The sequence below is a fragment of the Tritonibacter scottomollicae genome (assembly GCF_003003215.1).
Classification (GTDB): domain Bacteria; phylum Pseudomonadota; class Alphaproteobacteria; order Rhodobacterales; family Rhodobacteraceae; genus Epibacterium; species Epibacterium scottomollicae.
This window is the reverse complement of the sequence record NZ_PVUF01000017.1, coordinates 1-25,917: the sequence shown is the minus strand read 5'-3', so window position 1 is coordinate 25,917 and position 25,917 is coordinate 1. Positions and strand designations below refer to the sequence as shown.

Below are 25,917 nucleotides of genomic sequence, written 5' to 3'. Positions count from 1 at the left end.
TGGGGCTCGGTGCAGTCAAGATGACGATGTTTTGGAATCAGGAGAGGGCGGGCGGACCGCGAGCATCATAGCGCCAGTGAAACCCGGCGGTGTGATGAGTGAAAGGGGCGCGGAACCATAGGTCCCGCTCCGGCCCCATCAGGGGCAACGGCAACTCGACCGCCTGATGTGCCGCCAGCGGCGGGTGTGAGGCGAAGGGGCAATGTCGATTGCCGTGGTCGTCCTCCTCATGCGCTGGCGTATCATCATCGAGTTCGACCCACATCTCCTGTGGGCCGTCCCCGGTACAGAGCACAAGTAGCAGCTTGCCGTCCTGCGCCGACATCGGCATCCAGCCCGCCGGAACCAGTCCGGCGATCAGGATGGCCAGCAGGCCCAAGTATGGCACAAGGCGGCGCAGAGGCTTAGTCCAGATGCGCGATGATGGATCGAAGGGTGGCGATGCCATCGCCCTTTTCCGAGGAGGTCAGCACGATCTCGGGATAGGCTGCGGGATGTTTGGACAGCGCCTCGCGCACCTGATCGAGGATCTTGGCGCGGTCCTTGTCCTTGACCTTGTCGGCCTTGGTCATCACCACCTGGAACGTCACGGCAGAGGTGTCCAGCAGCTTCATGATCTCTTCATCGACCTTCTTCACGCCATGGCGGGTGTCGATCAGCACAAAGGCGCGGCGCAGGGTTTGGCGGCCGGAAAGATACTGTTTCAGAAGGCGCTGCCATTTCTCCACCACCGCCAGCGGCGCATTGGCATAGCCATAGCCGGGCAGGTCAACGAGGTAGAGCTCGGGCCCTTGGGTGAAGTAGTTGATTTCCTGCGTGCGTCCCGGTGTGTTCGAGGCACGGGCCAGGCCCTTGGTGCCGGTCAGCGCGTTGATCAGCGAGGATTTCCCGACATTGGAACGCCCGGCAAAGCAGACCTCCATCCGGTCTGCAGGCGGCAGGCCGGACATGGCGACCACGCCTTTTACGAACTCCGATTGCCCGGCAAAGAGCTTGCGCCCTGTTTCATGGGCGATGGCTTCGGGCTCTTCAGCGAGGGGGAAGGGCAATTGCATCAAAGAACCTCTATGGTGTCGGCGAGAGCGATTTCGCCATCGCACAGGACCTTGGCACGGATGCCAAAATCGGTGTGACCCCAATGTTCGCGCAGGGCCTTGAGCGTATTGGCATCGCGCGCGCCGGTGTCGGGGTTTGTTTCCGTGGCGCGGCAGCGGGTGATCCGGTCGACCACCTGAAGACGCACTGCGCCGATTTGCAGCGTCTTGCCAATCCAGTCGAATTCGGCGAACGGCTCGGTGCCATCAATCCAGAGATTGCCGCGAAAGCGACGCGGGTCCAGCTCTTGCCCCAGAGCGTCGCCAAGGGCGCGCAGGGAGGCGAGAGACAGAATAGAGAGTGCGGGAAAGCTTGCATCGGCCATGCCGCCCTCCGGGGCGGAAATCAGGCTGTGCGGCTGCGGACGCTCCGCCGGGTAGATCGGTTGGAGCCATTCCACAAGCTGGTCGCTGTCGCTGGCAGGGTTCAGGGTGATCTCACCCTGTTTCGGGTGGCGCAGGGTAATCCTGGTGCCCTCGGCATCGGTGCGGGTCTCGGCGGTCACGGCCATCAGTTCCGGACCGAAACAGCCCCGCGCAAAGTTGCGACAGGGCTGCCATGCGCCGGTATCTTCTGCATTGCCCGTCAACACGGCCCAGGCCCTGTCCAAAGGCATGGGTCCGCCTGTTTCCAAACGGACCCCTGTGAGTGGTTCGGCCCCGATCCCCTTGATCGGGTGCCGCCACATTTGTTTGACAGTTGCTGTCATTCTTTCTCTGCCTTGGGCTTCTTCTTGAAGCTGGACTTGATGTTGCCAAAGACATCCGGCGAATACCCGTGCTTGCGCATGATCAGATACTGCTGGGTGAAGGTAATCACGTTGTTGGTGATCCAGTAGACCACGAGGCCCGACGCAAAACCACCCAGCATGAACATGAAGACCCAAGGCATCCAGGCAAAGATCATCGCCTGCGTTTCATCCGTGGGTGCCGGGTTCAGCTTTTGCTGCAGCCACATGGAGACACCGAGCAGGATCGGAAGGACGCCGATGAACACCAGCGCAAGGATCGAATCCACAGGCGGTGCCCCCCAGGGCAACAGGCCGAAGAGGTTGTAGAGCGACGTCGGATCGGGCGCAGAGAGGTCGCGGAAAACACCAAAGAAGGCCGAGTGGCGCAGCTCCAGCGTCACGAAGATAACCTTGTAGAGGGAGAAGAAGATCGGGATCTGGATCAGGATCGGCAGACAGCCTGCCGCCGGATTGACCTTCTCGCGCTTGTAAAGCTCCATCATCTCCTTCTGGACCTTCTGGCGGTCGTCACCCGCGCGTTCGCGCAGCTTTTCCATCTCTGGCTGCAGTTCTTTCATCCGCGCCATGGAGGCGTAGGATTTATAGGCCAGCGGGAAAACAAGGATCTTAAGGAGGAAGGTGAGCGCGATGATTGCGACGCCCATGTTGCCGATGGCAGCGTTGAGCCAGTGCAGCACCGCAAAGATCGGCTTGGTGAAGAAGAAGAACCAGCCCCAGTCGATCGAGTCGAGGAAGCCGTCGATTCCGCCGCGCTCGTACTCGCGGATGGTGGCCCATTCCTTGGCGCCGGCAAACAGCTGCGTGCTGGCAGCGGTGCTCTCGCCGGCGGCGAGCGTGACCGTCGGCAGCACCACATCGGTCTGATAGATGTCGCGGCGCTCGTCATATTTGGCAATGGAGCGGAAGGCGTCGCCGGGGCCAGGGATCAAGGTAGACATCCAGTAGTGACCGGTGAAGCCGATCCAGCCATTTTCGGTGACGGGCGTGACCTGAGCCCGCGAGCCGTCGCGCGGATCCGGGTCAAAGTCGGCCATGTCGTCATAGTCGATCTCGGCGAGTTCACCATCGGCCATGGCGACCACACCTTCATGCAGAATGAAGAAGTTTTCGAGGTTCGCCGGCAGGCCATGACGGGCAAGGGTGCCGTAGGGGGCCAGTGCGACAGAGCCGCCGGTCTGGTTGGTGACCGACTGGGTGATCGAGAACATGTAATCCGCGTCGATGGCGATTTCGCGGGTGAAGGTCAGCCCGTTGCCGTTGTCCCAGGTGAGGGTCACCGGGGTCTCCGGGGTCAGGGTCGCGCCGTCCTCTGCCTGCCACTCGGTATTTGCTGTGGGCACGTCTTCGATGCCAAGACCGGTGCCGGGGGCCCAGCCATAGAGCGCGTAGTAGGCATTTGCGTCGCCTGCGGGCGACAGCAGGGTCACGATGGGCGAATCATCGTCCAGCGTCTCGCGGTAGTCTTTCAGCTTGAGGTCATCGATGCGTCCGCCTGTGAGCGAGATGGAGCCTTCGACACGGGGGGTGTTGATCTCCACGCGCGGTGTGTCCGCAACGGTCTGCGTTTCGGTGGCGGCCGCGTCGACCTCACCGGTTGCCGCACCTGCTGCGGGCGCGGCCGCAGGGGCCGATGTCCCGTCCGGGGCCGCGATGGTCTCTGCCACCTGGGCCTCCGGTTGCGGAGCCTCTTCCGGGGGAGGAAAGAAGAAGTACCAGCCGAGAATCACGAGGAAACTCAGAGCGGTTGCGAGCAGTAGATTCTTGTTCTGATCGTCCATCTGGACAGCCACCTCATGCATGCAAAGACAGGGTGTGGTTCAACAGAGGTCGGTCATGAAGGTCAAGGGAAATCCGGGCACGGCAAGGGTTGCAAGGGGGCGAATCCCCAAAAAACATTGGGAATCACGCGTCGAGCCGCATCAAGGCAGGTTTAGTGGCTCTGGCGGCCAATCACTGGAGCGTCCTGCAGTTTCGCCTCATGCGCCACCACCCAGTCCAGTGTTTGGTCGAAGGGCATCGGGCGTCCGATGCCAAAGCCCTGCACATGATCGCAGCCCAGTTGCGCCAGCAAAGCATGCTCGCCTGCGGTCTCCACCCCTTCACCAAGGGTTTTCAGCTCCAGCCGTTCAGCCATGGTCAGAATCGCGGCAATCAGCTTCTGTTGTTCGGGGTCATGATCGGCCTTGGTCACGAAACTGCGGTCGATCTTGATTCGCGACACCCGGAACCGGCGCACGGATGCGATGGAGGCATGGCCCGTGCCAAAGTCATCGAGGTCGATCTGGCAGCCCATCTCTCCCAGCGCGGTGATGTTGCGGGCGACCACCTCGTCTGGTTGATCGGTGACCACGGTCTCCAGCACTTCGATCGTCAGCCGATCCGGGGTAAGGCCGAACCGGTCCAGCTCCCACCGGATGCGGTTTACCAGCGCCGGGTCACGCAACTCGTCAGTGGCGAAATTTACCCCGACGGAAGGCACATCCAAGTCTGCCGCATCCCAGGATTTGATCGCGATCAGCGCCTGCTGCACCATTTGCTGGCTCAGTTTCGGCAGCAGCCCGGCCTCTTCCAATGCAGGAAGGAAGACAGAAGGCGCGATCATGCCCTGGACCGGGTGAAACCAGCGCGCCAGCGCCTCAAAGCCAGAGACGCGACCTGTGTCAGTGCTGAGCTGCGGTTGGAACCAGGCCTGGATCATGCCGGATTCGAGAGCCTGTGCGGCTTCTTCCTTCAGCGTGTCGCCATGATTGAGATGAATGTGGGTGTCGCTGGAGAAGGCGCGGATGCTCGATGGTCCGACGCTGAGCGCCTCGTTCAGTGCGGCGACGGCACAGTCGAGCCAGCTGCTGGTTGCCCCCTTTGGGACGCGGTGACGCTGGCAGATGCCGATGGAGCAGGACACAAACAGCGAGGATCCGTCGAACGGAACAGGTTCCTCGATGCGCAACTGCAGCCGGCCGGCGAGCTGTATACAGAGTTCCAGATCCAGTTGCATGATCGGGGTGAGGCAAATGGCAAACCGGTTGCGGTCCAGGCGCGCCACCGTATCGCGGTGACGCACGACAGCGCCGATCCGTTCCACCACGCGCTGTACAACAACATCCCCGGCGTCTTGACCATGGGCAGCCAACAGTTCGTCGTAATCGTCGATCTCGATCACCAGCAGGGCGGATTTCAGTCCGCAGTCCTCGGTGCGGGCAAACAGGTCCTTCACATGGCTGTCAAACCCCGGTGCCATCAGCAGGCCAGTCAGACCGTCGCGACCGGGGGCAGGCCGCGTGGCGCGGGTGAAGCTGCCCAAGAGCGCCAGCGCAACCGGCAATCCCAAGGCAACCATCATCAGCGCGCGTTCGCCACCGAACCAGAAAGCCCCGAGTGTCATTGCAGGCAAGAAAGCCAGCATAGGCGGGCCGAACACCACCTGCGAGATTCCGTCCCTGGCCCGCTGAAGGAGACGTGAATTCGGGAGTTTCATAGCAGTGGGACCTTTCGACTTCGCCGGTGGCTCTGGCTTAGACTAGGGTCCGGGTCTGACCGAGGAGTTAACGCAGTTGCGGGATTTCCTCAGAATCGTCCATATCGTCGAAATTTTTAAGGGTCAGCCCTGTGAAATCAAAGAGTTTTGGATCCAGAAGATGCGACGGACGCGCATTCATCAGCGCTCGGAACATCACCTGACGACGTCCGGGGCTGTTTGATTCCCAACCATCGAGGATCTGTTTCACCTGCTGGCGCTGCAGCCCGTCCTGACTGCCGCAAAGATCGCAAGGGATGATGGGATAGTTCATCGACCGCGCAAATTTTTCGCAATCGGCCTCCGCCACATGGGCGAGCGGGCGGAACAGGAACAGGTCGCCTTCTTCATTGACCAGCTTGGGCGGCATGGTGGCGAGACGGCCGCCATGGAAGAGGTTCATGAAGAACGTCTCCAGGATGTCATCCCGGTGATGGCCGAGCACAACCGCCGAGCAGCCTTCCTCGCGCGCGATGCGATAGAGGTTGCCGCGCCGTAGCCGCGAGCACAGCGCACAATAGGTCCGTCCGGCGGGGACCTTGTCGACAACGATGGAATAGGTGTCCTGATACTCGATCCGGTGCGGGACCTGCATTTTCTCCAAGAACTCCGGCAACACTGTCGCCGGGAACCCTGGCTGGCCCTGATCGAGGTTGCAGGCCAGGAGATCAACAGGCAGCAGTCCGCGCCATTTCAACTCATGAAGTACGGCGAGCAGCGTATAGGAGTCCTTGCCGCCAGACAGGCAGACCAGCCACTTGGGAACGGAGCCGTCCTCGCGGTGTTCGACCATGCCATATTGCTCCACCGCCTCGCGCGTCGCGCGCACGATCCGCTTGCGGAGCTTCTTGAACTCGGTGGTCTGTGGCGCGCCGTGAAACAGCGGGTGAATGTCGTCGTGATCCTGATCCAGCATATTTGCCGCGTAGCGCCTGTCTGGGCGCTTGCCAAGTAAAACCTGCATGGCTCGCTGAAAACTGATGCAAGTGTTTTCGATCCGGGGCGGGGTACCAAGCGTATCATTGGTATCAAACGCAAGGAGGGGTCAGGATGAAACTGCTATGGCGCGGCGTGGCTGCGAGTGTTGGTGTGGCTGCGCTCTTGGGGCTTGGCAGCTGCGGGCGGCCCTCTCTGGAGGATGCCAAGCTCAGCGATCGCCAGCTCAATCTTGAGGAATATTTCGACGGAAAAACAATCGCATATGGGCAGTTCAAGGATCGGTTCGGCACCGTGCGCCGCCGCTTCAAGGTCGAGATCGACGGGGCGTGGGATGGCAAGACACTCACGTTGAAGGAACAGTTCGCTTATGCGGATGGAACCGCAGAGGTCCGCAACTGGAGCCTCACCAAGACCGGTGACGACAGCTGGACCGGAACAGCGCCGGGCGTGCAGGGGCAGGCGACGGGGCGCGAAGTGGGCGATACCTTCAACTGGACCTACACCATCGACCTGCCCATGCCGGACGGCGAGACTATGCGGGTCGCGTTTGATGACTGGATGTGGCTGCAGGAGGATGGGCGGTTGTTGAACATCGCCTATATGGAGCGGTTCGGGGTGACCCTCGGCGAGGTGACGATCTTCTTTGAGCAGCGCCCTTGAGGTCCCCCTTGATGTCGGGGTGAGAGTTGATCTTTAGGAATCGTGCTTGCAGCTGCAGTCATGGTCCGGATCGGCCCCCGGAACCGGATCATAGCCGGAGCTGCCAAAGGGGTGACAGCGCCCGATGCGGCGCAGCATCAGCCATGTGCCGCGAATAGGGCCGTGGCGCTCCAGTGCTTCCAGCGCGTAGGCTGAACAGGTGGGCTGATAGCGACAGTTGAAGCCCACCCAGGGACTGAACAACAGCCGATAGCCGCGCACGGGCAGTGCGATGAGATGAGCAAGAAAGCGCATGGGGTCTGACATAGGGGGCTGCCGACGGGCGTGCAACCGCGCTTGATCGCGGCGTCTGGGTCTACATAGCCCAATGCTGGCGGAGACATGTCAATGCAGCAGAGGCGTGCGGAAGCGCGCGCGTGCGCCGGATGCGTTGAGGCGTTAGGACCTGTGGATCTTGCGCAGGGCGTAAAGGAAGTCTTTTTGCATCTGCTCGAAGGGACGCGTCGTGGTTTCTCCCGCGCGACCGATCAGCACGTAGTCCCAGCCGGGCTGGCCGTGATCCTGCAGAAGAAGTCGTGCGATTTCGCGCAGGCGGCGTTTGGCACGGTTGCGAGTGACCGCGTTGCCGACCTTCTTGGAGCAGGTATAACCCACGCGAAAGGGGCCGTCGTCATCACGCCTGCGCCCCTGCACCATCATCGACTGAGTGCCCTGCTTGCGCGCCCGGGCGGCAGCGATGAAATCACCGCGCTTGGTCAGAATCTCCATTCCCGCCCGCACCTTGGCCGGTCGGGCTGGGCGCGGCGCGCGCGTGGTCTCGGTAGGGGATGCAACAGATGCGCAAACGGACACCGCCGGAGGCTGTGTCCCCTGGTCAGCAATGCCATCCATGGGAGCCTCCGGCGGTGTCATGTCCGTCAGAACCTGTCTCTGGGCGCGGTATTATGCGCTCAGGGACTTGCGGCCACGTGCGCGGCGCGAGTTCAGAATCTTGCGGCCGCCTTTGGTGGCCATGCGCGCACGGAAGCCGTGACGACGTTTGCGAACCAAGTTCGAAGGCTGAAAGGTGCGTTTCATCGCTCCGGTCTCCAATTATATATCATCGGGTACGGCGCGGAATGGCCCCCCGGGGTCTATCTCGAAGCCCGGTCTCTAGACGCCTGTCGCCGCTCTGTCAAACCCAATGGGCGCAATTTCCGCCCTGCCTGCCATATTTCCGTTAAAAAACGCGTTCTGCCACGGATGCGTCGCGGTAAATCATCAGGAAGCTGGCTGATATCACCTGCGCGGAGGGAATCACCAGCATGGAAATGTTTCAGTTTTGCTGCTCCCGGGGCCAGACGATCACGAAACAGCGGATTGCCTTCAAGCGGGCGTGAGAGAGGCTGCGCCGCTCTCGCCAGCACCACATCTTCGACGCTAGAGCAATGGGCATGATGACCATTCGGGGTAGCCCAGCGTACGGCCCCCATCCCTGCAAGGATCTGACGACGATGGACGAGACACCAAGCAACCTTTCCCGCAAAAGCTGGCTTCGGCATGTGCCACTGGCGCTGGTGGGCCTCGTCGCTATCGTCGGAGCGGTCACATTGGGGGATGTGCTGTCCTTTGACACATTGCGCGACAACCGCGAGGCGCTGCTGGCGTTCCGGGACCAGAATTATGCGGTCATGGCACTGAGCTTCCTTGCCGCCTATATCGTGATTGTTGCCTTTTCATTGCCGGGGGCGGCTGTGGCCTCAGTCACTGGCGGTTTCCTGTTTGGTCTGGTGGCAGGCACAGGAATCAACGTGCTTGCCGCCACCATAGGTGCGATGGCAATCTTCCTCGCCGCCCGCTGGGGGCTAGGGGCGACGTTGTCGGCCAAAATGGAGGCAAGCGAGGGCCGTATCCACAAGCTCAAGACTGCGCTGCACGATGCAGAGGTCGAAGTGCTGCTTCTGTTGCGACTGGTGCCGGCGGTTCCCTTCTTTGTAGCCAACCTGCTGCCGGCGCTTGTTGGGGTGAAGATCTGGAATTTCTTCTGGACCACGGCGTTGGGGATCATACCCGGCGCCATTGTCTTTACCTGGATCGGGGTCGGGCTGGGCGAGGTGTTTGACCGTGGTGGCAGCCCGGATCTGAGCCTGTTGTGGGAGCCGCATGTGATGGGGCCGATCCTCGGACTATGTGCATTGGCGGCTCTGCCCATTCTGGTCAAAATGTTGCGCGGCAAGAAGGAACTTTGAAGAATGAAGTCGATTACCTGTGATCTCCTCGTCATCGGCGCAGGCTCTGGCGGGCTGTCTCTGGCTGCAGGGGCCAGCCAGATGGGCGCTGATGTGGTTCTGCTCGAAGCGCATAAGATGGGCGGTGATTGCCTGAACTACGGCTGCGTGCCCTCCAAAGCGCTTCTGGCCAGTGGCCATGTCGCCCATGCGCAGGCGCATGGGGGCGCCTTTGGTATAGAGGATCATGCGTCAGACGTGGATTACGCCGCCGCAAAGGGGCATGTGCAAGAGGTCATCGACACCATCGCGCCGGTGGACAGCCAAGACCGGTTCGAGGGCTTCGGGGTGCGCGTCATCCGCGAGACAGGGCGCTTTGTCAGTCGCACGGAGGTCGAGGCCGGTGATACCCGTATCCGGGCGCGCCGGATCGTCGTGGCCACCGGGTCAAGCCCGTTTGTCCCGCCGATTCCAGGGCTGGAGGATGTGAACTACCTCACCAACGAGACGCTCTGGTCCCTGACGGATCGCCCGGACCACCTGATTGTCATCGGCGGCGGTCCCATCGGCATGGAAATGGCGCAGGCGCATCATCGCCTCGGCAGCAAGGTCACGGTGCTGGAGGCGCAAGACGCGCTGGGCCGGGATGATCCGGAGGCCGCGGCCTTTGTGCTCGACCACTTGCGCGGCGAGGGGGTGGACGTGCGGGAGCAGACCTCGGCAGAGGCTGTCCGTCAGCAGGGCGGCCAGATCGTGGTGGAAACCAGCGCCGGGCCTGTCACCGGCTCGCATCTGCTGGTGGCAGTCGGGCGCAAACCCAACACGGAGGGGCTGAACCTCGACGTGGCAGGGGTGGAAACCACCAAAACCGGCATTCAGGTGGGCGCAAACCTGCGGACGACCAACCCAAGGGTCTATGCCATCGGCGATGTGGCGGGGCAGGGGCAGTTCACCCATCTGGCGGGGTATCATGCCAGCGTTATCATCCGGTCGCTGTTGTTTGCGCTGCCTGCAAAGGCCAAGACGGCGCATGTCCCGCGCGCCACTTATACCGACCCGGAAATCGCGCAGGTCGGCCTCACGGAGGCAGAGGCGCGGTCAGAATATGGCGGCAGGTTGGAGGTGGCGCGGTTCGATTACGGTCACAATGATCGCGCCATTGCCACCCGGCGGGCGACGGGGCTCATCAAGGTGATGGTGGTTGCGGGCCGCCCGGTCGGGGCCACCATTGCAGGTCATCAGGCGGGGGAGTTGATCGCCACATGGTCGCTGGCCATCGCCAATCGCCTCAAGATGAGCCAAATCGCCGCAATGATTGCACCTTATCCGACCATCGCGGAGCTTAACAAACGGGTCGCAGGCGCGTATTTCTCCCCGAGACTATTTGAGAATTCCGTCATAAAGCGGGTTGTCCGGTTCGTGCAGCGCTGGATACCCTGAGGCGAAAACGGGGACGCATGTTAAACACGCTTTCGGGCCGATTTTTGATCCTGACGACGGTCTTCGTGATGTTGGCCGAAGTGTTGATTTTTGTCCCCTCCATTTCCCGTTTCCGCCAGGACTATCTGGAGGACCGCCTGCAACGCGCTCAGATCGCCTCTCTGGCGTTGCTGGCAGACGATATGATCGAGAGCGATCTGGAAAAGGAACTGCTGGAAAACGCAGGCGTCTATAACGTGGTGCTGCGGCGCGACGAGATGCGCCAGTTGGTGCTGTCCTCGCCGATCCCGCGCCCCATCGGCGCGACATTCGATCTGCGTGACGCCGGAGCGCTGACCCTGATCGGGGATGCGTTGGCGCGCCTTTACACACCACAAAACGATATCATTCGGGTGATCGGCGCGCCGGTGCGGGATGCGGGGCTGCTGATCGAGATCACCATGCAGACCGCGCCGCTTCGGGCCGAGATGATCGACTACGGCTTGCGCATCCTGCTCCTGTCGGCGGTCATCTCGGTGCTGACGGCTGTCCTGCTGTTCATTGCGGTGCGCATGGTGCTGGTGAAACCCATCAAGGGGGTGATCGGCTATATGCAGCGCTATGCGGCGGCACCTGAGGATGCCCGCGGCATCATCACGCCCAAGGCCGGTGTGATCGAGCTGCGCGAAGCCGAGGAGGCGTTGCAGAAGTTGCAGATCGAACTGACCCATGCGTTGAAGCAGCGGGAACGGCTGGCACAGCTCGGTGGTGCCGTGGCCAAGATCAGCCATGACTTGCGCAATATCCTGACCTCTGCCCAGCTGTTCACGGACCGGATCGAGATGAGCGATGACCCTTTGGTGCGTCGTCTGGCGCCAAAGCTGGTGAACTCCATCACCCGCGCGGTCTCCCTATGTGAAGGGACGCTGGCGTTTGGCCGCGCGGAGGAGCCGTCCCCCACCTTCGGACGGGTCTGTCTGAGCGAGGTCGTGGATGATGTGGCCGAGAGTGAAAACCTTGCAGCCTCGGATGTGACGGTGGAAATCGTGAATGCGGTGCCGCTGCCAACTATGATCCGCTGTGACAAGGAGCAGATCTTCCGGGTGATCATGAACCTCGTGCGCAATGCGCGCCAGGCGATCATTGCCACCGGTCGTGACGGGCGCATCACGGTGTCCTTGCGCGAAGACGAAAACGACTGGTCGATTGTGATTGATGACACCGGTCCGGGGCTGCCGAAGAAAGCGCAAGACAATCTCTTCACGCCGTTTCAGGGCGGTGCGCGCAAAGGCGGCTCCGGTCTTGGTCTTGCCATCGCGGCGGAGCTTGTCAAAGGGCACGGCGGACAGCTTGCGCTGATTGCAACGGGGGGCGAGGGGACCACCTTTGAGGTCTGCCTGCCAAAGGGCGATGGCGCAGTCTGAGAGTGTTCGCAGGCCTGCCGATTTTTTTCCATTTTGGGGTTGCACCTCCCTTGGGCCAAGAGTAAACCCCGCAATTAGTGGACCGATAGCTCAGCTGGATAGAGTACTTGACTACGAATCAAGGGGTCGGGGGTTCGAATCCTCCTCGGTCCGCCACTTCCCCCCTGTTGAACGTCAGACGAAATTGACCTAGGCGTCATAAACTGACCCAATCCGCTGTTTTTGCCGTGTGGCTTGTTGCGTTGATCTGACCTTCCATTCGGAAAATCAGGGCTGATTTGCAGGTTCAGTCGGCGAAGCCGCCTGTTCCTGCTGATCTGCCACGTGGCGAACGCGGGAGGGGGCGAGGCAATGCTATTCGACCGGGTTGGTGCGGCCCGCAGGCGTAGCCGAGGACACGGCCCGGTCTAATCGGATTGCCCGAGGGGGAGGGTAGCACCCTCTCCCTGACGGCCAGGGGCGTTTGGCTTGTCCAAATCCCGCTGGCCCACAAAACAGAAGCGGTGGGGCCATCAGCCCCGCCTCCGTGTTGCGGTCATTCAATTTTTAAAACGGAGTTCACTAGTTTGAGATAAAGCACCAATTCACTGCGGCTGTGCAAGCGATTGAGGCTGGTAGCATGGAAAGTGGTGCCGTTTTGGGATTGACCGTGCCGCCGTCCGAACCCATTTTAGTGCAGCAATCGAGGGTTTTTATGCGCCTACTCGCTGTTATCGTCCTGACCAGCCTTATGATGCTGGCTGCCTTCCCGCAAAAGTCTGCGGCAGGGTCTGCGACGCATGACTGTGCGTCTTGTCCAGAAATGATGATCTCTGCAGATCAGCACGCCCTGGCGAACCAGCCCCAAGCCGACGCGCCTTGCGCTGAAATGTCGATCTGCGCATCCTATGCCCTTCTCGACAACAGGCAGCCTCTCCTTGACGAAGATTTGCTACGCTTTCGTTGTGCGTGGCCGGAGCCCAGAAATGGCACGGCGATAAGTCTGTCTTTAGACCTCCCTCCTCCTCGCGTCTGACCCAGCTCCAGTTGAACCTAGGTCGATTTCGCTCGACCCATCATCAGGGCGCGCGGCCGGCAATGCCGTGCAGGACAGGATACTCCCATGAACAAATACACTCTCGCCGGGGCCGCGGCTCTTGCCGTGGCGCTTGGAGCTTATGCTTTCACCCGCACTACTCCTCAATCTGCCTCTGTGGAGGACATCCCCGCACCTGTGGAAGGCGCGCCCATGGTCGCCGTCACGCTACCCGTAATGTTGTCGACCGAGGGCACGATGGGTAAGCGGGCTTTCGATGCGGTCTGCGCTGCATGCCATGGCGAAAATGCCGCTGGGAGAATGGGTATCGCCCCTCCGCTGATTCACAAGATCTACGAGCCGTCGCATCATGGTGATATGGCCTTCCAGATGGCGGCTGCGAATGGCGTGCGCGCGCACCATTGGAAATTCGGAGACATGCCGCCGCAGCCTGAGGTGACGCGTGCGAATGTGATCTCGATTACCGCCTATATCCGAGAAGTACAGCGCGCCAATGGGATCAACTGACATGACGATGACGCGCCGCGCCTTCTGCGCAGGGCATACCTCTGTTCCACTGGCATGCCCTGCACACACTCATGAAGTATCGCTACTGACAGCCAAGGCGGTGACGGTCCAGCTTGTGCCGGATGGCTGTTGTCACATGCTGGATCACGCTGCTTCGGGCGTGACAAACTGGGTCATGGTGAAATGAAGGGTCTGGTTGCACTCGCAGCAACTCTTGCAGGCTGGGCGCACGCCGTCGTGGCAGAGGAAAGCATGGATGGCGCAGCGCTTTATCAGCAGAACTGCGCATCCTGCCACGGGGCGGAGCTTCAGGGGCAACCGGACTGGCGCAGCCCTGGCCCTGAAGGGCGTCTGCCTGCGCCACCCCATGATGCAACGGGCCACACTTGGCATCATGGTGACGACATCTTGTTCCGTATCACGCGGGAAGGGACGGCCGCAGTGGTCGGCGGGGGCTATGAAAGTGACATGCCCGGCTTTGGCGACAGCCTGAGTGATGCGGAAATTCGAGCGATCCTCGACTACATCAAGTCCACATGGCCCGAGCGCGAACGCACCTATCAACGTGAAAGAACTCGGCAGGAATAGGCCGAGAAAAGTCAACTTTCAGGGAACATGCACCCACTGGAAGGTTGTTATTCCTCTACACGCACTTGGAGGTGACGATGGCGTGTTCTCGCTTTTTCCTGATGGTCGCCGTGTCTACGGTTCTGGTGTTCGGGTTGGTGTACCTGAACACTTATCTGTTCGGCCATATCTTCTGGTCGGAAACACGAACATTCATGGCAATCGTCATGGGGGCGGTCATGGCCTCGTCCCGCGCAGAAATTACTGATGAAAACGACACTGCTCTGGACAAGATCAGCGGGGATTTGATCCGCTTCGACCGCGAGGGAGCAAGCTTCACGGCTGACCCGATCACGATTCAGGTGCGCGACACGGAAAATGACAGCGTTCAGGACCTCGTTATCAGCGCGGTCTCTGACTACGAGGCCGGTTTTCGCGGTCTGTACGACAGCACTAATTAAGGAATATAATTATGGCACAGGATATCACGAAAACCGCCGTTCTCTATCGCATGGTCATGCCTGAGCATACCTGCCCCTTCGGCCTGAAATCCAAGGATTTGCTGGAGCGCAAGGGTTACGTTGTCGAAGACCACCACCTGAAGACCAAGGAAGAAACAGAAGAATTTAAGCGCGAGCACGATGTCAAGACAACGCCCCAGACCTTCATCAACGGGGATCGGATAGGTGGTCATGACGATCTGCGCATCTTCCTTGGGATCGACCCGCCAAAGGAAGAGCAGAGTGACACGACGTACCGTCCCGTCATCGCGATCTTTTCGGTTTGTGCTCTGCTGGCGCTTGGGTTGGCATGGCACCAATACGGGACTATCCTGACTTGGCAGAGTTTCCAGTGGTTCGTCTCACTTTCGATGACGATGCTTGCAATCCAGAAGCTTCAGGACGTCGAGCAGTTCTCAACCATGTTCTTGAATTATGACCTGCTGGCGAAACGCTGGGTGCCTTATGGCAAAGTCTATCCCTATGGTGAGGCTTTGGCTGGCATCCTGATGACCGCGGGCGTCCTGACATGGCTCTCTGCACCCGTTGCTCTGTTTATCGGGACCATTGGGGCGGTCAGCGTGTTCAAGGCAGTCTACATTGAGAAACGCGAGCTGAAGTGTGCCTGTGTGGGGGGGAATTCCAACGTGCCGCTTGGGTTCATCTCTCTGACCGAAAACTTGATGATGATCCTTATGGGGCTCTGGATGGGTCGGCTAATTGTTGGGGGCTGACATGCGTTGAAATGGCTATTTGGCCCTTTCTAAAATGCAACTTCAAGGTCAAGTGGTCCCCAGGTAAAAGTCTCGAATGTAGGTCTGTCAACCGAGCACCGATGTGCGAACTTGACAGATCAAGTGTCTCTGCCTGCATGATTGGCAAGCCACTTTCGACAATGCCTTGGCCAAAGGCACCCTTGTAGAATAATTCGCCACTAGAGGAAGCATCAGAGGAGATACCTTGAAGGAATACGTCTTGGTAAGAAAAGTTATTAATTATGAAAGTTACTGCCGCATTCTCCCCTCGTTTGCCTTGAGTAACATTCACGTTTTCGATTGTGACGCCATAAAACGCTTCTGCAAAAGTTGGCAGGCCGTCGGCGAGTGCTGTTTGAGCAAGAAATCCGGCCCCACCCACAAGCGCAACTAAAGTCCTCGACCGAGCCTTGTTCATTTTTGCTACTCCTTTCCAAAAGCATGTCGTTGCGTCGAAGCTGAACCAAAGGCCAAGCTTACCCAACGTGTTCTGGCGCTACAGTTGAGGTGAAGGTTGCAGTGACAATCAGGATTAGAACGAAAGCAACCGCTTCCCACCGGATCGAAGACTGCAATGGGTTGCCATCCCCGGTTTTTTCCAGAGCGGGGGTCAACCGCAGCTTGTTCAGCCCGGCAAGCCCAAGAAGCAGAGCTACCACCGCAAGTTTCAGCATCAGGAATTGCCCCCAGGGTTGGGTCAGCGCCGCGACCGGATTACCCGCAAGGATCACCAAGATTGCGACACCTGCAGTGACAAGCAGCCCTACCATAACCAGCGCCGCCTGCCCGAAACGTTTGACAGTGCGGGCCGCCGCCTCGTTACCGCGCCCAGCCATGTCATAGAGGGGGTAAAAACCTCCGATCCAGAAACTGGCGGCAAGGATGTGGATGACGAATAGTGTCGAGAGCGCCAGCCTCGGATCTCCAGTCGCGTGACCGCGCAGCGCGAAACTGATGGCAACAAGGACAACACCAAGGACAGCCACAGGTCGTGTCCAACTGCGATTGAGCACGATGGTCGCGATTGCGAGAAGACCAAGAATGTCGGCCTCTATCGACAACCCAAATGGGCTGAACAGCGCAATCTGAAGCATCATCGGATCAAACACGCCAGCGAACCCCCCGTAGAAAAAAGCCGCCCGCAGCGGAATATTCAATGCACTGAACACGATGCCAACTATGGCCGACCATGCTGCCAGCCGCCTGAGACGACGGCTTGCAGCGGCATCCAGCTCGGTCAGGAGCCAGAGGTTGAGGACGGAGCCCGCCGCAAGCAGGACACTGACATACATCCCCGCCTTGACGAGGATCGAGGCGATTTGCACCGGTTCCAGTGCGGCAAGAACTCCGCCCATGATCAGTTCGCGACCTTGAACGCAAAGCTACCGCTCATAGGGTGACCGTCCGGCGACATGCCGCGCCAGTCGACTTTGTAATTGCCCTTTGCGAGCTCGGGCAGCTTGCCTTCCCAGGTTTTCACGGCCTCGTTCGCAGCCGGACCGTTGATCTTGTAGGACTTACCGTCCGGCGCTTTCATCGTGACGGTGGTGATCTGCATGGGATCTTTGAACATTAGGTGCATGACCTTGGTGTCTGCGCCGACCGTCTGGCCGTTGCCCGGCATGGTCATCATGCCCTTGCCGTGAGCCAATGTAGCGCCTGCACTCAGGGTAAGACCGACCGACAGCGCGGCGGACGTTAGGATAGTACGAAGTTTCATTGGGATGCTCCCTTGGTTGGTTCAGGTTGAAAAGGTTGCGCCCTCTTGGCTGTCCGTCGTGTAGAAAAGCTAATGCCGAGAGGGCGCAGAAAGATCAGAACATGAAGTTGATGCCGACCACGCCGGTCAGTTCGTCGACCTCATGACCGTGATCGCGCAGGATGTCGGCTGTTCCGCCAAACGCGCGCTCGTAATTCACGCCGAAATACGGAGAGACATTGCGACCGATCAGGTCGTAGCTCAGACGCAGCCCCAGCTCGAAAGAGCCGCCGCCCGCCGCGATTTCGCGCTCGGGGTCATCCGCCAGCGGAAGAGTGACCTCGAAAGAGGGTGTCAGGGTCAACCGGTTGGTCAGCAGGGCTTCGTACTCCACTTCCGCCCCGATGTAGGGATATTCCGAAACGTAGAGTGCCGCTTCGACTTCGAACCACTGCGGCGCGAGGCCGGTCACGCCGAAAGCGCCATGATAGCGCTCAGGAGCGCCGTCCGGCGTCGACGCTGCGACCCCGACGAAACCATCGAAGAAATCAGTAATCGGTTTCTGGAGGCGAATCTGGTTGTCCATCTCTTCGAAATCGCCGCCTTCGATCTTAGCGCCTTCGCTCTTCCAGACGAGCCGCAGCTCGTCATTGCCCGTCCAGGCCGCGAACCCCCAGGCAAAGGAGTTCTCCTCATCGCCCATCCGGTATTCGAGCTTGTCGGTCCGCACGCCCCAGACTGTCGGGGAAACGCCCACCTCGGCCATCGCGACTGAGGTGAAAGTCAGCGCAAGCGGAAGCCCGAGGGCCGTTCCAAGCAGCAGATTTTTCATGTGATTGGTTTCCTTGAAATACGCGCCCATCAGGACGGGCCGCCTTCGACGATGACCTTGCGGAACATGCCGCCCCCCGCGTGATAAGAGAGGTGGCAATGGAACGCCCACTGACCGGGAGCGTCGACTTCGGTCTCGGTGTAGAGCGTCGTGCCGGGGGCGACGCTGACTGTATGCTTCACGGGGTCGTAGGCCCCTTTGCCAGTGTCGATGATCGTCCACATCCCGTGCAGGTGCATTGGATGCGCCATCATGGTCTCATTGACGAACTTGAATCGGACGCGCTCCCCGTACTTCAGGCGGATCGGATCGGCGTCCTCGTATTTCACGCCGTCGATCGACCAGATGTAGCGTTCCATGTTGCCAGTGAGGCGGATCTCGATCTCGCGGGTGGCGGGGCGATCACGGTAGAGCGGTTTGCGCGCCGTGAGGTCTTCGTAACCAAGGAACTTGCCGCCATTGGCCGCCGTCGGGATCAGCCCGCTGCCCGGTGCATAGAAGGCAGCGCCCGGCGCCCCTTCAGAAGGAACGACGGGCATGCCAGCGGACATGTCCATGCCGCCCATATCCATCCCGGAATGGTCCATGCCCGACATGTCGAAGCCGCTCATGTCATGGCCGGAGTGATCCATCCCGGACATATCGAACCCGCTCATGTCCATTCCAGAGTGGTCCATCCCGGACATCATACCGCCCATGTCGGCCATGGTCAGCAGAGGCTGAGGCCGCATCTTGTAGTAGGGACCGACCATACCTGCGGTAGGTGCCAAGGTGCCGCGCACCATCGCGGTGCGGCCCGCGCTCTCGCCGATGATCGAGTAAGCCTTGGCCTCACGCGGCTGGACAATCACGTCATAGGTTTCCGCCACGGCGATGCGCAGTTCGTCCACCGTGACTGGCTTCACGTCATTGCCATCGGCCTGCACCACCGTCATTTTTAGACCGGGCACGCGCACGTCGAAATAGGTCGTCGCCGAGGAGTTGATCAGACGCAGGCGCACCTTCTCGCCGGGCTTGAAAATGCCGGTCCAATTCTGCTGGGTGCTGGCCCCGTTGATAAGCGGTGTGAAGCCCTGAACATCCTCGATGTCCGTGGGCATCATACGCATTGCACCCCACATCTTCCGATCCTGAAGGGCGGCTTTCAAACCCTCGGCACCGGCGTCCTCGATTAGGTCCTGCGCCGTTCTCTGCGCGCGGTTATAGTAGTCCGCCGAGGCTTTCAGGTTGCGGAAAATCCGCGATCCGCTGTGCGGATGCTTGTCCGTCAGCTGCACCACGTAGTCGCGATCCGTGGGCACCGCCTCACCGCCTTTCGGGGAAATCACGATGGCGCCATAGGCTCCGTCGGGCTCTTGGAAGCCGGAATGGCTGTGGAACCAGTAGGTGCCTGCCTGTTCAATCGGAAAGCGGTAGGTGAAAGTTTCGCCCGGTTTGATGCCGTTGAAGCTAATACCTGGCACCCCGTCTTGCTGGAACGGTAAGATAAGTCCATGCCAATGGATGGACGTGCTTTCGCGCAGATTGTTCTTCACGCGGATGACGACGTCTTCACCTTCCTCGAAGTGCAGAATGGTCGGGGTCTGGCTACCGTTGTAGCCGATCCCGTTCTTTTTGAAGGTACCGGTGTCAATCCGGACCTTATCTACGGTGATGTCATAGGTGCCAGCATACGCTGGCAAGCCGAGTGCAAGCCCCAGCACTACGGCGAGAGGCCGCAGGAAATTCGTGTGTTTCATGTGTTTTCCGTGAACGCGGACCAAAAAGATGGCCCTGCAAAGAGGAGATCACTGCCAAACAGTGAAGGGAGGGAGAAAGATCAGATGGGCCAGAGGTTTGAGCCTGAAGAAGGCCGCAAATGATCGAATCGCCGTGCGTGGCCACTCAGGCGACGCCGGAATCAACGCCGGACAGGCGCGCTCAGGCCAGAGGAGGCCGAAGGTGGGAGAGAAGGACAGATTGCAGAGCCATGCTCGGTTCGGCGGGGATCAAGTCCGCGATCCGAAAGTTTTTGTGCAGGGCGACAGCAGACACATTTCCAAACTGATCAGTGCAAGCAACGCTAGAACAATTAAGCAGCCCAAATGGTTTGGATTGTTGCTCGGTCTCGAAGGCTGCGTCCACCATCTGATCCTGAAGAATGGATAATTCGTCACTATGCACATGCTGAGCAGCAGGCTCTACACCATGGTCGGCCATCGGCATCAAATGCGCGAATGCGCTCGTAACAACGAGCTGCAATGCAACAAGAATGATGAAGAACTTACCAAGCACATAGTTTCCTTTCGTCCATCGACGATAAACACTTCCCGGGGGCTAGTCGTCAAGTCCGAAGAAGCCCTCCAGTTGCTGGAATCTCACGACTACGTGAGAAGTGGCGTGCTAAGATCAGCATCCGCCATTATCTGCTTCGCTGCCATTCGAGCGAGGCGCAGCATTTGTTAAGTGGGCTCTGCGCCCTTCTTCGTTGCGATCCGCATGAATGGCCGCTGTCGAGTTTTGGGTCAGAAATGATTGACGTTTGGGTCAGAATTGAAAGACGCAGTCTTGCAATTTCCTGAAGTTTTGGCCGTTTATTGGGTCAAAGGTGTTCGATGTTCCACACCCCCTGTAGAACGTCAGACGAAATTGGCTTTTACGTCATAAACTGACCCAATCACCGCGAACCGGATGATTGTGGGCAAGCCGCGAGTATCCGGTTCGCCCCCCCTCTTACTGATGCTTCGCTAGATCTTTAGGGCGGCGATGCACGGAAAGCGCCTATGCTATGCTGGGATGGCGGCAGGACCGGTTTTGTACCATAAGGCCCAAATCAGCCATTGATCCTAGTGCGGGTTGCTGCTTTAGGCTGAACCAGCCAGCCAATCGTGCTCCGCGATTTTTTTAGCTCGTCCGCGATCCAACTTCGAAACGGATAGATCGAATGGTTCGGATCGCAGATCACCTTGAAGGTCACGCAAACTGCGTAGACGAGCGGCTAATATTCGGCGAGAATGACGTCTAACCAATGGCAGATAACAGTCTAGCCGAATGCGGCAGAGCAAAAGCCATGCAACAAATAACCGCCCCGGAACCATTCGATGTCTGACGAGTTGCCGGATCCGAGCACCGCAGCCCAGACACCGTCCGATGCTGAACTCGACGTGCTGGTCAGCGACCTGCAGCGTTCGATACAAGAGTGGGCAACTCGTCACGAGCTTTGGTTCGACTGCGGCTTCCAGTCCTATGCCGAGCGGGTCGGCGGAGAGCCTGGGGCGCCCCCCGTCGTCACGGTCCTGCACTTCGACGGCGACCTCGGACGCGCGCTCGATGGCGATTTCCACGGTCTCGACATCGAGTTTTTTGAGCTGCTTGAACGACAGGGCTTCTGGTATGAGCGCAATGACAGTGCCAGCGTCCATATATATCCAGAGGACGACAGTCCGTTTTTCCAACCGTTTCTCGACCGTGAGAATTGGCAGTGGGTATGCGGACTGGTTCAGCCGGACGTCGCGGAAGTGTATGAAGAATTGTATTCGTACTTCGCGAGACGCCCGGAGGATCTCCACCGCCTCACTTGGCGCGAATTTGAGACGCTACTATTCCGAATTTTCCAGGCTCAAGGGTTTACTTGCGAGCTAGGCCCGGGCTCGAATGACGGGGGCATAGACGTCCGCGTGCTCCAGCGCGACCCACTAGGCGACATACTGACGCTGGTTCAGGCCAAGCGCTACGCTCCTCGAAACAAGATCGACCTGGCGGCCGTAGCGGCACTGCATGGCGTCGCAGACGTCGAAGCAGCTCAGAAGAGCATGTTCGTCACGACCTCCGACTACCTTCCTTCGGCACGGAAGTTCGCGGGTCGGACCCGCATCCCAATGACGCTATCGACCTCTACCGATGTCAGAGAATGGTGCCAGGACGCCAGCGCCGGGATCATCCGCGATAAGTCAAAGCTGGTAACACCTCAAGCGGTCTCTTCGCTGCTTCAGAGCCTCACTTTTAAAGATCCCCGCATCGTCCACGCGCGCACAGGCTACTCTGTCCTCACGAACCAGTTTGCGATCATCCTTAAGGAGACGAAGCACGCAGCGCTGTTGATGGCCATCCCTGCGCGAACCATCGCGGACGATGGTTATGGGCAGAGGGGCAGCGAGGTACCCGAGATCGGCCCCGAGTGCCTCGATCGCCTGACGGCGGATACCGTCTTCCGCGCAAAACGGTCCATCCTCAGCGGCGAGGCAAGCTACTGGGACGGCCGGAACCTGTATTTGGCATGGGATGGGGCTCCCGCGCTCTTCGATCTTTACGATTAGCCAAGGAAAGATTGGTTCGGTCCTTACCGGACATCGGCGCACTGCTCCCATGCTGCATTGCAGCCTGATCAAGCGGCTACTTGTGCATCGTGCAGAATTTTCCAATCGGAACCTGCGGCTATTCAGACCTTCCCACATCTCGCGTCGCATGTTCAGGCTGTGATCTGGCGGCGAAGTCCATCAGGCGTGCGGACCTGCGGCACTATCGCACGGCATAGGGGGATGTCGCCAAGTAGCGGAGAATTCGTTTGCTGATTACCTGCAATGGAGGCAGGTTGTTGGGGGTAATTTCCCGGCGCAGGTGACGATAACATGAATGCCTTTCCCAAGACTGTGCGTGCAGCAGACGTGCCTTACACGGTCATACTTCGGAGCGGAGCAGAACTATCTGACGAAGAAGCGGCAGAAGTCGCTGAGCTTATTCACTCATGCGGAGCAGTCAAAGGGACTGTGGAGCAAATCGAAAATCGTGTCAGAAGAGCACATCTTCTCATCATCGCGCGTTGGGCCAAAGAGATTGCAGGCGTGGCGGCGCTAAAATCTCCGGAAACCACGTACAGAAAAAGGCTCCGTGAAAATGTGGGAGTAGATGTTCCAGAAAATGAGTATCCAACGGAGCTTGGCTATGTGGCGGTATCGAAAGCTAATCGAGGACGCCGCCTCTCATCACTTCTGATGAAAGAGCTGATGTCCCTACCCATAGGTGGCGATGGCGTTTTTGCCACCACAAAACGAGAAGGGTATCGGACGGCGGCGCTGCCTGATCTCGGCTTCAAGTGTCGAGGATCCTACCTGAACGATGAAGGAGAGACAGTGTATTTGCTGACCAAGGCGGGCTAACATTCAACACGGCTCCGACGTCCGTACCGCTTTTTCACGCAGCCTCGGCCCAAAGCGGAACTTGAGCGTAGTCATCCAGTGCCGTAGCGCAACCCGCCAAACCGGACTTGCACTGCAGAAGCGAGTTTGCATGCTATGCGAGAACGCGCACCGCATCTGTCTCGAAGAACCCCTTTGCAAAGAGAGCTTCACGCATCTTCGCCGTATCCTCTGCGAAGATGACGACGGTCAGGTCGGATAGCGCCCGGGAGCAACATACGTAGAACAAGCGGCGCGTTCGATCGATAACCGAATCTTTTCCGGCAGCAAGATTTTCACGGTCGGTATCTGATAGTGGTGTTACGCCGAAATACTTTCCGTAGGAGAAGGTGTTTGTTCGCCCTTCCTCATCGTCAACAACGACAATCACCTTGCCGAACTCCGCGCCCTTGATACCTTGCTGCGTGGCGAAAGGAGACATCTTCTCTATATATTTTCGGTATCCCCATAGCTCAGATGCATCGCACTGCATGAAACGAAGAGCGGCATTGTCGGTGGTGGGCTCGGCAACAGGTTCCGCCGCACCCACGTAGAGACCAATAAGCTCGACGTAGCGATCATCGAACCTCATCAAATTGTTGTCTCTCATGAAGCGGACGATATCGCCGACGCGCGCGTTACCCCCGGCGTCCAACATCGTGACCAGTTCGCCGATCTGTCCTTGCAGGCCATTCAGAAGTCCCGCGGTGTCGACGCCAGCAAGCGCATCCGGCTGCAACCGCGGGCAGTGTGTGCGAAGTAGGCGCATAATATCAAACTCTCGCCCTTCATGGCGCGCAAGCACCGCTGGAAGGACGTACGACAAAAACGGGCGCACCACCCAGGCAGTCCCGTCAATCAGGCCGCTACTAAGGTCCTCCGGCGATCTGTCATTGAGCGCGCTGTAGAGGTTTGGAAAACCAAGTCGGGTTGCCGCCATCCTGTGGACCAGCACCAAGAGCCGCAACGCTTCCTCGTCTTCTTCCTCTAACCAGCCTTCATCACCGTCCTGTTCTGTCAGCCAGCGACGTGCCTCTTCCAGACGTTCCTGTCGCCGATCATCGGCGGGCAGGATCAATACTCTGGCTGACCCTTCAACGGGAGCGCCTTCCCCGTTCACCACAACGTGGCGTCCGCGCGTTTGTTCAAGCTTGTCGTCTTCCGCCCTGATACGGTTGATGACGCGAAGTACGGCCTGCGGACACCGGAAATTTTCCGGTTTTTCAAGCGTCTTCCATCCCTCTTCAGGTGGAATAGGTCCGGCACCTTGCATGTAAATCTTCTGGACCGGATCGCCGAAGAAGCCGAGACAAAAGCCTAGCGGAACCGCCCGTGCCACTTCGCGGAGTGCATCAACAAATGCAGGGTCTGTGTCTTGACTTTCATCGACAAAGATGACCGGAAAACGACGTGTCAGGAGGATCTGCATCAATGCGTGTCCTGCGATAAATTCGGGGCCGATCTTGAGGATATCGCTATGGCCCAGAACGCCGTTCGCGTAGTCGCTGCCGGTCCCGTACCGGAAGCCCTTCACTGCATCAATTTCCGCTAGTTGTCGATTGTACCGCTCGATGTTATCCGCGGCGCGAGCTTTCGTGGCTTCTCTTGTTCGCGGTTTCTCGATTTTTTCTTGCTCTACGGCAATCTTCTCTTGCAAACGGTTGCTCACCCACTCCCGAAGATTGTTCTGGAATGGCTTTATGACAGTCCAGAGGAAGCTATGGATGGTCGAGACATGGAACAGTTCATCATTCCCGACGTCTCCGCGAATTTCTTCCACGGCCACTTCGGTGTAGGTAATGCAGGCGACTTGTTGCCCGTTGCGGCGCAGGGCAGGCCCTTGGGTGCGTTCGATTTGTGCTAGGGCTTTCACGAGCGATGTTGTCTTTCCCGAACCCGCTCCCGCCACCATCACAAAATGCCGATTGCCGTCCCCCGCGAGCCGCTCGTGAAGTGCCGTGTCAGTGTCTGTATTGGGCTTGCCTATGCGGCTTGTCATGCGGCGTCACCTTCTTGCTGATCGTCCTCTTCCACTGCTACGCCCAGAGTGGTTTCCAGCCATTTCAAGCCTTCCGCAACGTAGTGAGGGACGATCCAGGCGTCAGGGTCCTTGGCGAGCAATGCGAGCGCGAAATCCGTTTTCTTGTAGTTGGAACTATGGACTTTATCGTGGAGACGCCGTGCTAGGTCTTCCAGATCTTGGGGTGCGCGCACCCGGAGCCTCAACTCCCGATTGGCGACGTCCTGTGTCCATTCCAGATTGTCAAATGCGAAGGCGACTTCGAGCGTGCGACCGGCGCGCTCGATCTGTTCGCCGCCGAGCTCAAGACTGACGGTGCAGGGATAGGTGACACGGATGGCGCCCAGCCCAAAATCATCGGCCGCCACTGTCTTGGCAGCCGCACCAGCAGCTAAGAGCTCGTCAATCCTGTTTTTGCCTGGCAACCATTGGGCAAGCATCTGGTTCGACGTGACCGCATCCGGTGTTTCTGGCGTACAAGTGCTGCCTGCCACAACTTCATAATCTTCATCGTCTCCTTCCACCAGCTCGGCGTCATCATCGCCTTCCCCGTCGGCGGGTCCGTTCACGCTGTCCAGATCGGTAACGACGAGAGTGGTTATCCCGATAAACTCTACAAGGGATCGGAACAGGTGGGCGTGGAGTGCCCCCACTGAAGTGGTCCACCTTTTGGGATAGGAATATCCCGTTTTCAGGAGGACGACGAGATGTCAGGCAAACGAGAGAAGCCCGAGGACATCGTGCTGAAGCTGCGACAGGTTGAGGTGCTGCAAGGGCAAGGGAGCTCGGTTCAGGAAGCCGTTCGGCAAATCGGTGTGACGGTTCAGACTTACTACCGG

General features: G+C 59.1%; 27 protein-coding genes, 1 tRNA gene and 1 pseudogene. 12 read left to right on the top strand and 17 right to left on the bottom strand.

What is annotated here, in order from left to right; translation table 11 throughout:
- Window positions 1-37 precede the first annotated feature (37 nt).
- The 6 genes from CLV89_RS18770 to ttcA all read right to left on the bottom strand — a co-directional run bounded on the left by CLV89_RS18770 (window position 38) and on the right by ttcA (window position 6,276).
- The gene (locus CLV89_RS18770; protein WP_243395079.1) at window positions 38-448 is read right to left on the bottom strand and encodes a DUF2946 family protein; all 411 of its coding nucleotides are present in this window, start codon (window positions 446-448) and stop codon (window positions 38-40) included.
- Complete coding sequence (yihA, locus tag CLV89_RS18765; protein ID WP_106165191.1) at window positions 405-1,055, bottom strand: ribosome biogenesis GTP-binding protein YihA/YsxC; 651 nt, start codon at window positions 1,053-1,055, stop codon at window positions 405-407. The genes CLV89_RS18770 and yihA overlap by 44 nt, the downstream gene beginning before the upstream one ends.
- Complete coding sequence (locus CLV89_RS18760) at window positions 1,055-1,804, bottom strand: MOSC domain-containing protein (protein WP_106165190.1); 750 nt, start codon at window positions 1,802-1,804, stop codon at window positions 1,055-1,057. The genes yihA and CLV89_RS18760 overlap by 1 nt, the downstream gene beginning before the upstream one ends.
- Entirely contained in the window at window positions 1,801-3,624 is a 1,824-nt protein-coding gene (gene yidC / locus CLV89_RS18755; protein WP_106165249.1) for a membrane protein insertase YidC, read from the bottom strand. The genes CLV89_RS18760 and yidC overlap by 4 nt, the downstream gene beginning before the upstream one ends.
- A 152-nt stretch (window positions 3,625-3,776) precedes the next feature.
- Window positions 3,777-5,321 (bottom strand): putative bifunctional diguanylate cyclase/phosphodiesterase, encoded by a 1,545-nt coding sequence (locus CLV89_RS18750; RefSeq protein ID WP_207796974.1) that lies wholly within the window; start codon window positions 5,319-5,321, stop codon window positions 3,777-3,779.
- 67 nt (window positions 5,322-5,388) lie between these two features.
- The gene (gene ttcA / locus CLV89_RS18745) at window positions 5,389-6,276 is read right to left on the bottom strand and encodes a tRNA 2-thiocytidine(32) synthetase TtcA (protein WP_106165248.1); all 888 of its coding nucleotides are present in this window, start codon (window positions 6,274-6,276) and stop codon (window positions 5,389-5,391) included.
- 134 nt (window positions 6,277-6,410) lie between these two features.
- Between ttcA and CLV89_RS18740 the strand changes: the two genes are divergently transcribed.
- Complete coding sequence (locus tag CLV89_RS18740; protein ID WP_106165188.1) at window positions 6,411-6,959, top strand: DUF3833 domain-containing protein; 549 nt, start codon at window positions 6,411-6,413, stop codon at window positions 6,957-6,959.
- A 33-nt stretch (window positions 6,960-6,992) separates the two neighbouring features.
- On the opposite strand, the gene yidD is transcribed toward CLV89_RS18740, so the two are convergent.
- The 3 genes from yidD to rpmH form a co-directional block, all read right to left on the bottom strand.
- The gene (yidD, locus tag CLV89_RS18735; RefSeq protein ID WP_106165187.1) at window positions 6,993-7,253 is read right to left on the bottom strand and encodes a membrane protein insertion efficiency factor YidD; all 261 of its coding nucleotides are present in this window, start codon (window positions 7,251-7,253) and stop codon (window positions 6,993-6,995) included.
- 144 nt (window positions 7,254-7,397) lie between these two features.
- Complete coding sequence (gene rnpA / locus CLV89_RS18730) at window positions 7,398-7,871, bottom strand: ribonuclease P protein component (protein ID WP_106165186.1); 474 nt, start codon at window positions 7,869-7,871, stop codon at window positions 7,398-7,400.
- Window positions 7,872-7,901: 30 nt separating this feature from the next.
- Window positions 7,902-8,036 carry a 50S ribosomal protein L34 gene (gene rpmH, locus CLV89_RS18725; RefSeq protein ID WP_106165185.1) on the bottom strand — a complete coding sequence of 45 codons (135 nt, stop codon included), beginning with the start codon at window positions 8,034-8,036 and terminating at the stop codon, window positions 7,902-7,904.
- A gap of 416 nt (window positions 8,037-8,452) precedes the next feature.
- On the opposite strand from rpmH, the gene CLV89_RS18720 reads away from it, so the two are divergent.
- The 8 genes from CLV89_RS18720 (at window position 8,453) to CLV89_RS18680 (ending at window position 15,353) form a co-directional block, all read left to right on the top strand.
- On the top strand, window positions 8,453-9,187 hold the full coding sequence (locus tag CLV89_RS18720) for a TVP38/TMEM64 family protein (protein WP_106165184.1): 735 nt from the start codon (window positions 8,453-8,455) through the stop codon (window positions 9,185-9,187).
- Window positions 9,188-9,190: 3 nt separating this feature from the next.
- Complete coding sequence (locus CLV89_RS18715) at window positions 9,191-10,606, top strand: dihydrolipoyl dehydrogenase family protein (protein ID WP_106165183.1); 1,416 nt, start codon at window positions 9,191-9,193, stop codon at window positions 10,604-10,606.
- 17 nt (window positions 10,607-10,623) lie between these two features.
- Complete coding sequence (locus tag CLV89_RS18710) at window positions 10,624-12,009, top strand: sensor histidine kinase (RefSeq protein WP_106165182.1); 1,386 nt, start codon at window positions 10,624-10,626, stop codon at window positions 12,007-12,009.
- A gap of 79 nt (window positions 12,010-12,088) precedes the next feature.
- Window positions 12,089-12,165 (top strand) — tRNA-Arg (locus tag CLV89_RS18705).
- Between the two features lie 946 nt (window positions 12,166-13,111).
- Window positions 13,112-13,552 carry a c-type cytochrome gene (locus CLV89_RS18695; protein ID WP_106165180.1) on the top strand — a complete coding sequence of 147 codons (441 nt, stop codon included), beginning with the start codon at window positions 13,112-13,114 and terminating at the stop codon, window positions 13,550-13,552.
- 183 nt (window positions 13,553-13,735) lie between these two features.
- Window positions 13,736-14,140, top strand: coding sequence for a c-type cytochrome (locus CLV89_RS18690; protein ID WP_133166753.1), 405 nt, complete (start codon window positions 13,736-13,738; stop codon window positions 14,138-14,140).
- Window positions 14,141-14,217: 77 nt separating this feature from the next.
- Complete coding sequence (locus tag CLV89_RS18685) at window positions 14,218-14,580, top strand: hypothetical protein (protein ID WP_106165179.1); 363 nt, start codon at window positions 14,218-14,220, stop codon at window positions 14,578-14,580.
- An 11-nt stretch (window positions 14,581-14,591) separates the two neighbouring features.
- The gene (locus CLV89_RS18680; RefSeq protein WP_207796973.1) at window positions 14,592-15,353 is read left to right on the top strand and encodes a MauE/DoxX family redox-associated membrane protein; all 762 of its coding nucleotides are present in this window, start codon (window positions 14,592-14,594) and stop codon (window positions 15,351-15,353) included.
- On the opposite strand, the gene CLV89_RS18675 is transcribed toward CLV89_RS18680, so the two are convergent.
- The 6 genes from CLV89_RS18675 to CLV89_RS18650 all read right to left on the bottom strand — a co-directional run bounded on the left by CLV89_RS18675 (window position 15,313) and on the right by CLV89_RS18650 (window position 20,179).
- Window positions 15,313-15,792, bottom strand: a complete 480-nt coding sequence (locus CLV89_RS18675; protein ID WP_106165178.1) for a copper chaperone PCu(A)C domain-containing protein — start codon at window positions 15,790-15,792, stop codon at window positions 15,313-15,315. The genes CLV89_RS18680 and CLV89_RS18675 overlap by 41 nt on opposite strands.
- 58 nt (window positions 15,793-15,850) lie before the next feature.
- On the bottom strand, window positions 15,851-16,729 hold the full coding sequence (locus tag CLV89_RS18670) for a CopD family protein (protein ID WP_106165177.1): 879 nt from the start codon (window positions 16,727-16,729) through the stop codon (window positions 15,851-15,853).
- Between the two features lie 2 nt (window positions 16,730-16,731).
- A complete protein-coding gene (locus tag CLV89_RS18665; RefSeq protein WP_065330800.1) occupies window positions 16,732-17,094 on the bottom strand; it encodes a copper resistance CopC family protein in 363 nt (120 codons plus the stop codon).
- A gap of 94 nt (window positions 17,095-17,188) precedes the next feature.
- Window positions 17,189-17,905 carry a copper resistance protein B gene (locus CLV89_RS18660; protein ID WP_243395078.1) on the bottom strand — a complete coding sequence of 239 codons (717 nt, stop codon included), beginning with the start codon at window positions 17,903-17,905 and terminating at the stop codon, window positions 17,189-17,191.
- A 29-nt stretch (window positions 17,906-17,934) separates the two neighbouring features.
- Window positions 17,935-19,644, bottom strand: a complete 1,710-nt coding sequence (locus CLV89_RS18655; RefSeq protein WP_106165175.1) for a copper resistance system multicopper oxidase — start codon at window positions 19,642-19,644, stop codon at window positions 17,935-17,937.
- A 181-nt stretch (window positions 19,645-19,825) separates the two neighbouring features.
- On the bottom strand, window positions 19,826-20,179 hold the full coding sequence (locus CLV89_RS18650) for a hypothetical protein (RefSeq protein ID WP_106165174.1): 354 nt from the start codon (window positions 20,177-20,179) through the stop codon (window positions 19,826-19,828).
- Between the two features lie 806 nt (window positions 20,180-20,985).
- Between CLV89_RS18650 and CLV89_RS18645 the strand changes: the two genes are divergently transcribed.
- Window positions 20,986-22,200, top strand: coding sequence for a restriction endonuclease (locus CLV89_RS18645; RefSeq protein ID WP_106165173.1), 1,215 nt, complete (start codon window positions 20,986-20,988; stop codon window positions 22,198-22,200).
- Between the two features lie 312 nt (window positions 22,201-22,512).
- Complete coding sequence (locus CLV89_RS22440) at window positions 22,513-23,040, top strand: hypothetical protein (protein WP_133166752.1); 528 nt, start codon at window positions 22,513-22,515, stop codon at window positions 23,038-23,040.
- Between the two features lie 133 nt (window positions 23,041-23,173).
- On the opposite strand, the gene CLV89_RS18640 is transcribed toward CLV89_RS22440, so the two are convergent.
- Complete coding sequence (locus CLV89_RS18640; protein ID WP_106165172.1) at window positions 23,174-25,057, bottom strand: UvrD-helicase domain-containing protein; 1,884 nt, start codon at window positions 25,055-25,057, stop codon at window positions 23,174-23,176.
- A complete protein-coding gene (locus CLV89_RS18635) occupies window positions 25,054-25,731 on the bottom strand; it encodes a toprim domain-containing protein (protein WP_133166751.1) in 678 nt (225 codons plus the stop codon). The genes CLV89_RS18640 and CLV89_RS18635 overlap by 4 nt, the downstream gene beginning before the upstream one ends.
- Window positions 25,732-25,785: 54 nt before the next feature.
- Here CLV89_RS18635 and CLV89_RS22965 point away from each other — a divergent pair.
- A pseudogene (locus tag CLV89_RS22965) lies at window positions 25,786-25,917 on the top strand (IS3 family transposase); the annotation flags it as partial.

Coding starts and splice junctions, on each gene's coding strand:
- CLV89_RS18770 (WP_243395079.1), bottom strand. CDS start 448: ATGGCATCGCCACCCTTCGATCCATCATCGCGCATCTGGACTAAGCCT.
- yidD (WP_106165187.1), bottom strand. CDS start 7,253: ATGCGCTTTCTTGCTCATCTCATCGCACTGCCCGTGCGCGGCTATCGG.
- yihA (WP_106165191.1), bottom strand. CDS start 1,055: ATGCAATTGCCCTTCCCCCTCGCTGAAGAGCCCGAAGCCATCGCCCAT.
- CLV89_RS18655 (WP_106165175.1), bottom strand. CDS start 19,644: ATGAAACACACGAATTTCCTGCGGCCTCTCGCCGTAGTGCTGGGGCTT.
- CLV89_RS18695 (WP_106165180.1), top strand. CDS start 13,112: ATGAACAAATACACTCTCGCCGGGGCCGCGGCTCTTGCCGTGGCGCTT.
- CLV89_RS22440 (WP_133166752.1), top strand. CDS start 22,513: ATGAATGCCTTTCCCAAGACTGTGCGTGCAGCAGACGTGCCTTACACG.
- CLV89_RS18760 (WP_106165190.1), bottom strand. CDS start 1,804: ATGACAGCAACTGTCAAACAAATGTGGCGGCACCCGATCAAGGGGATC.
- CLV89_RS18750 (WP_207796974.1), bottom strand. CDS start 5,321: ATGAAACTCCCGAATTCACGTCTCCTTCAGCGGGCCAGGGACGGAATC.
- CLV89_RS18680 (WP_207796973.1), top strand. CDS start 14,592: ATGGCACAGGATATCACGAAAACCGCCGTTCTCTATCGCATGGTCATG.
- CLV89_RS18690 (WP_133166753.1), top strand. CDS start 13,736: ATGAAGGGTCTGGTTGCACTCGCAGCAACTCTTGCAGGCTGGGCGCAC.
- CLV89_RS18660 (WP_243395078.1), bottom strand. CDS start 17,905: ATGAAAAATCTGCTGCTTGGAACGGCCCTCGGGCTTCCGCTTGCGCTG.
- CLV89_RS18710 (WP_106165182.1), top strand. CDS start 10,624: ATGTTAAACACGCTTTCGGGCCGATTTTTGATCCTGACGACGGTCTTC.
- CLV89_RS18685 (WP_106165179.1), top strand. CDS start 14,218: ATGGCGTGTTCTCGCTTTTTCCTGATGGTCGCCGTGTCTACGGTTCTG.
- ttcA (WP_106165248.1), bottom strand. CDS start 6,276: ATGCTGGATCAGGATCACGACGACATTCACCCGCTGTTTCACGGCGCG.
- CLV89_RS18640 (WP_106165172.1), bottom strand. CDS start 25,057: ATGACAAGCCGCATAGGCAAGCCCAATACAGACACTGACACGGCACTT.
- CLV89_RS18740 (WP_106165188.1), top strand. CDS start 6,411: ATGAAACTGCTATGGCGCGGCGTGGCTGCGAGTGTTGGTGTGGCTGCG.
- CLV89_RS18675 (WP_106165178.1), bottom strand. CDS start 15,792: ATGAACAAGGCTCGGTCGAGGACTTTAGTTGCGCTTGTGGGTGGGGCC.
- yidC (WP_106165249.1), bottom strand. CDS start 3,624: ATGGACGATCAGAACAAGAATCTACTGCTCGCAACCGCTCTGAGTTTC.
- rpmH (WP_106165185.1), bottom strand. CDS start 8,036: ATGAAACGCACCTTTCAGCCTTCGAACTTGGTTCGCAAACGTCGTCAC.
- rnpA (WP_106165186.1), bottom strand. CDS start 7,871: ATGACACCGCCGGAGGCTCCCATGGATGGCATTGCTGACCAGGGGACA.
- CLV89_RS18670 (WP_106165177.1), bottom strand. CDS start 16,729: ATGGGCGGAGTTCTTGCCGCACTGGAACCGGTGCAAATCGCCTCGATC.
- CLV89_RS18715 (WP_106165183.1), top strand. CDS start 9,191: ATGAAGTCGATTACCTGTGATCTCCTCGTCATCGGCGCAGGCTCTGGC.
- CLV89_RS18645 (WP_106165173.1), top strand. CDS start 20,986: ATGTCTGACGAGTTGCCGGATCCGAGCACCGCAGCCCAGACACCGTCC.
- CLV89_RS18720 (WP_106165184.1), top strand. CDS start 8,453: ATGGACGAGACACCAAGCAACCTTTCCCGCAAAAGCTGGCTTCGGCAT.
- CLV89_RS18665 (WP_065330800.1), bottom strand. CDS start 17,094: ATGAAACTTCGTACTATCCTAACGTCCGCCGCGCTGTCGGTCGGTCTT.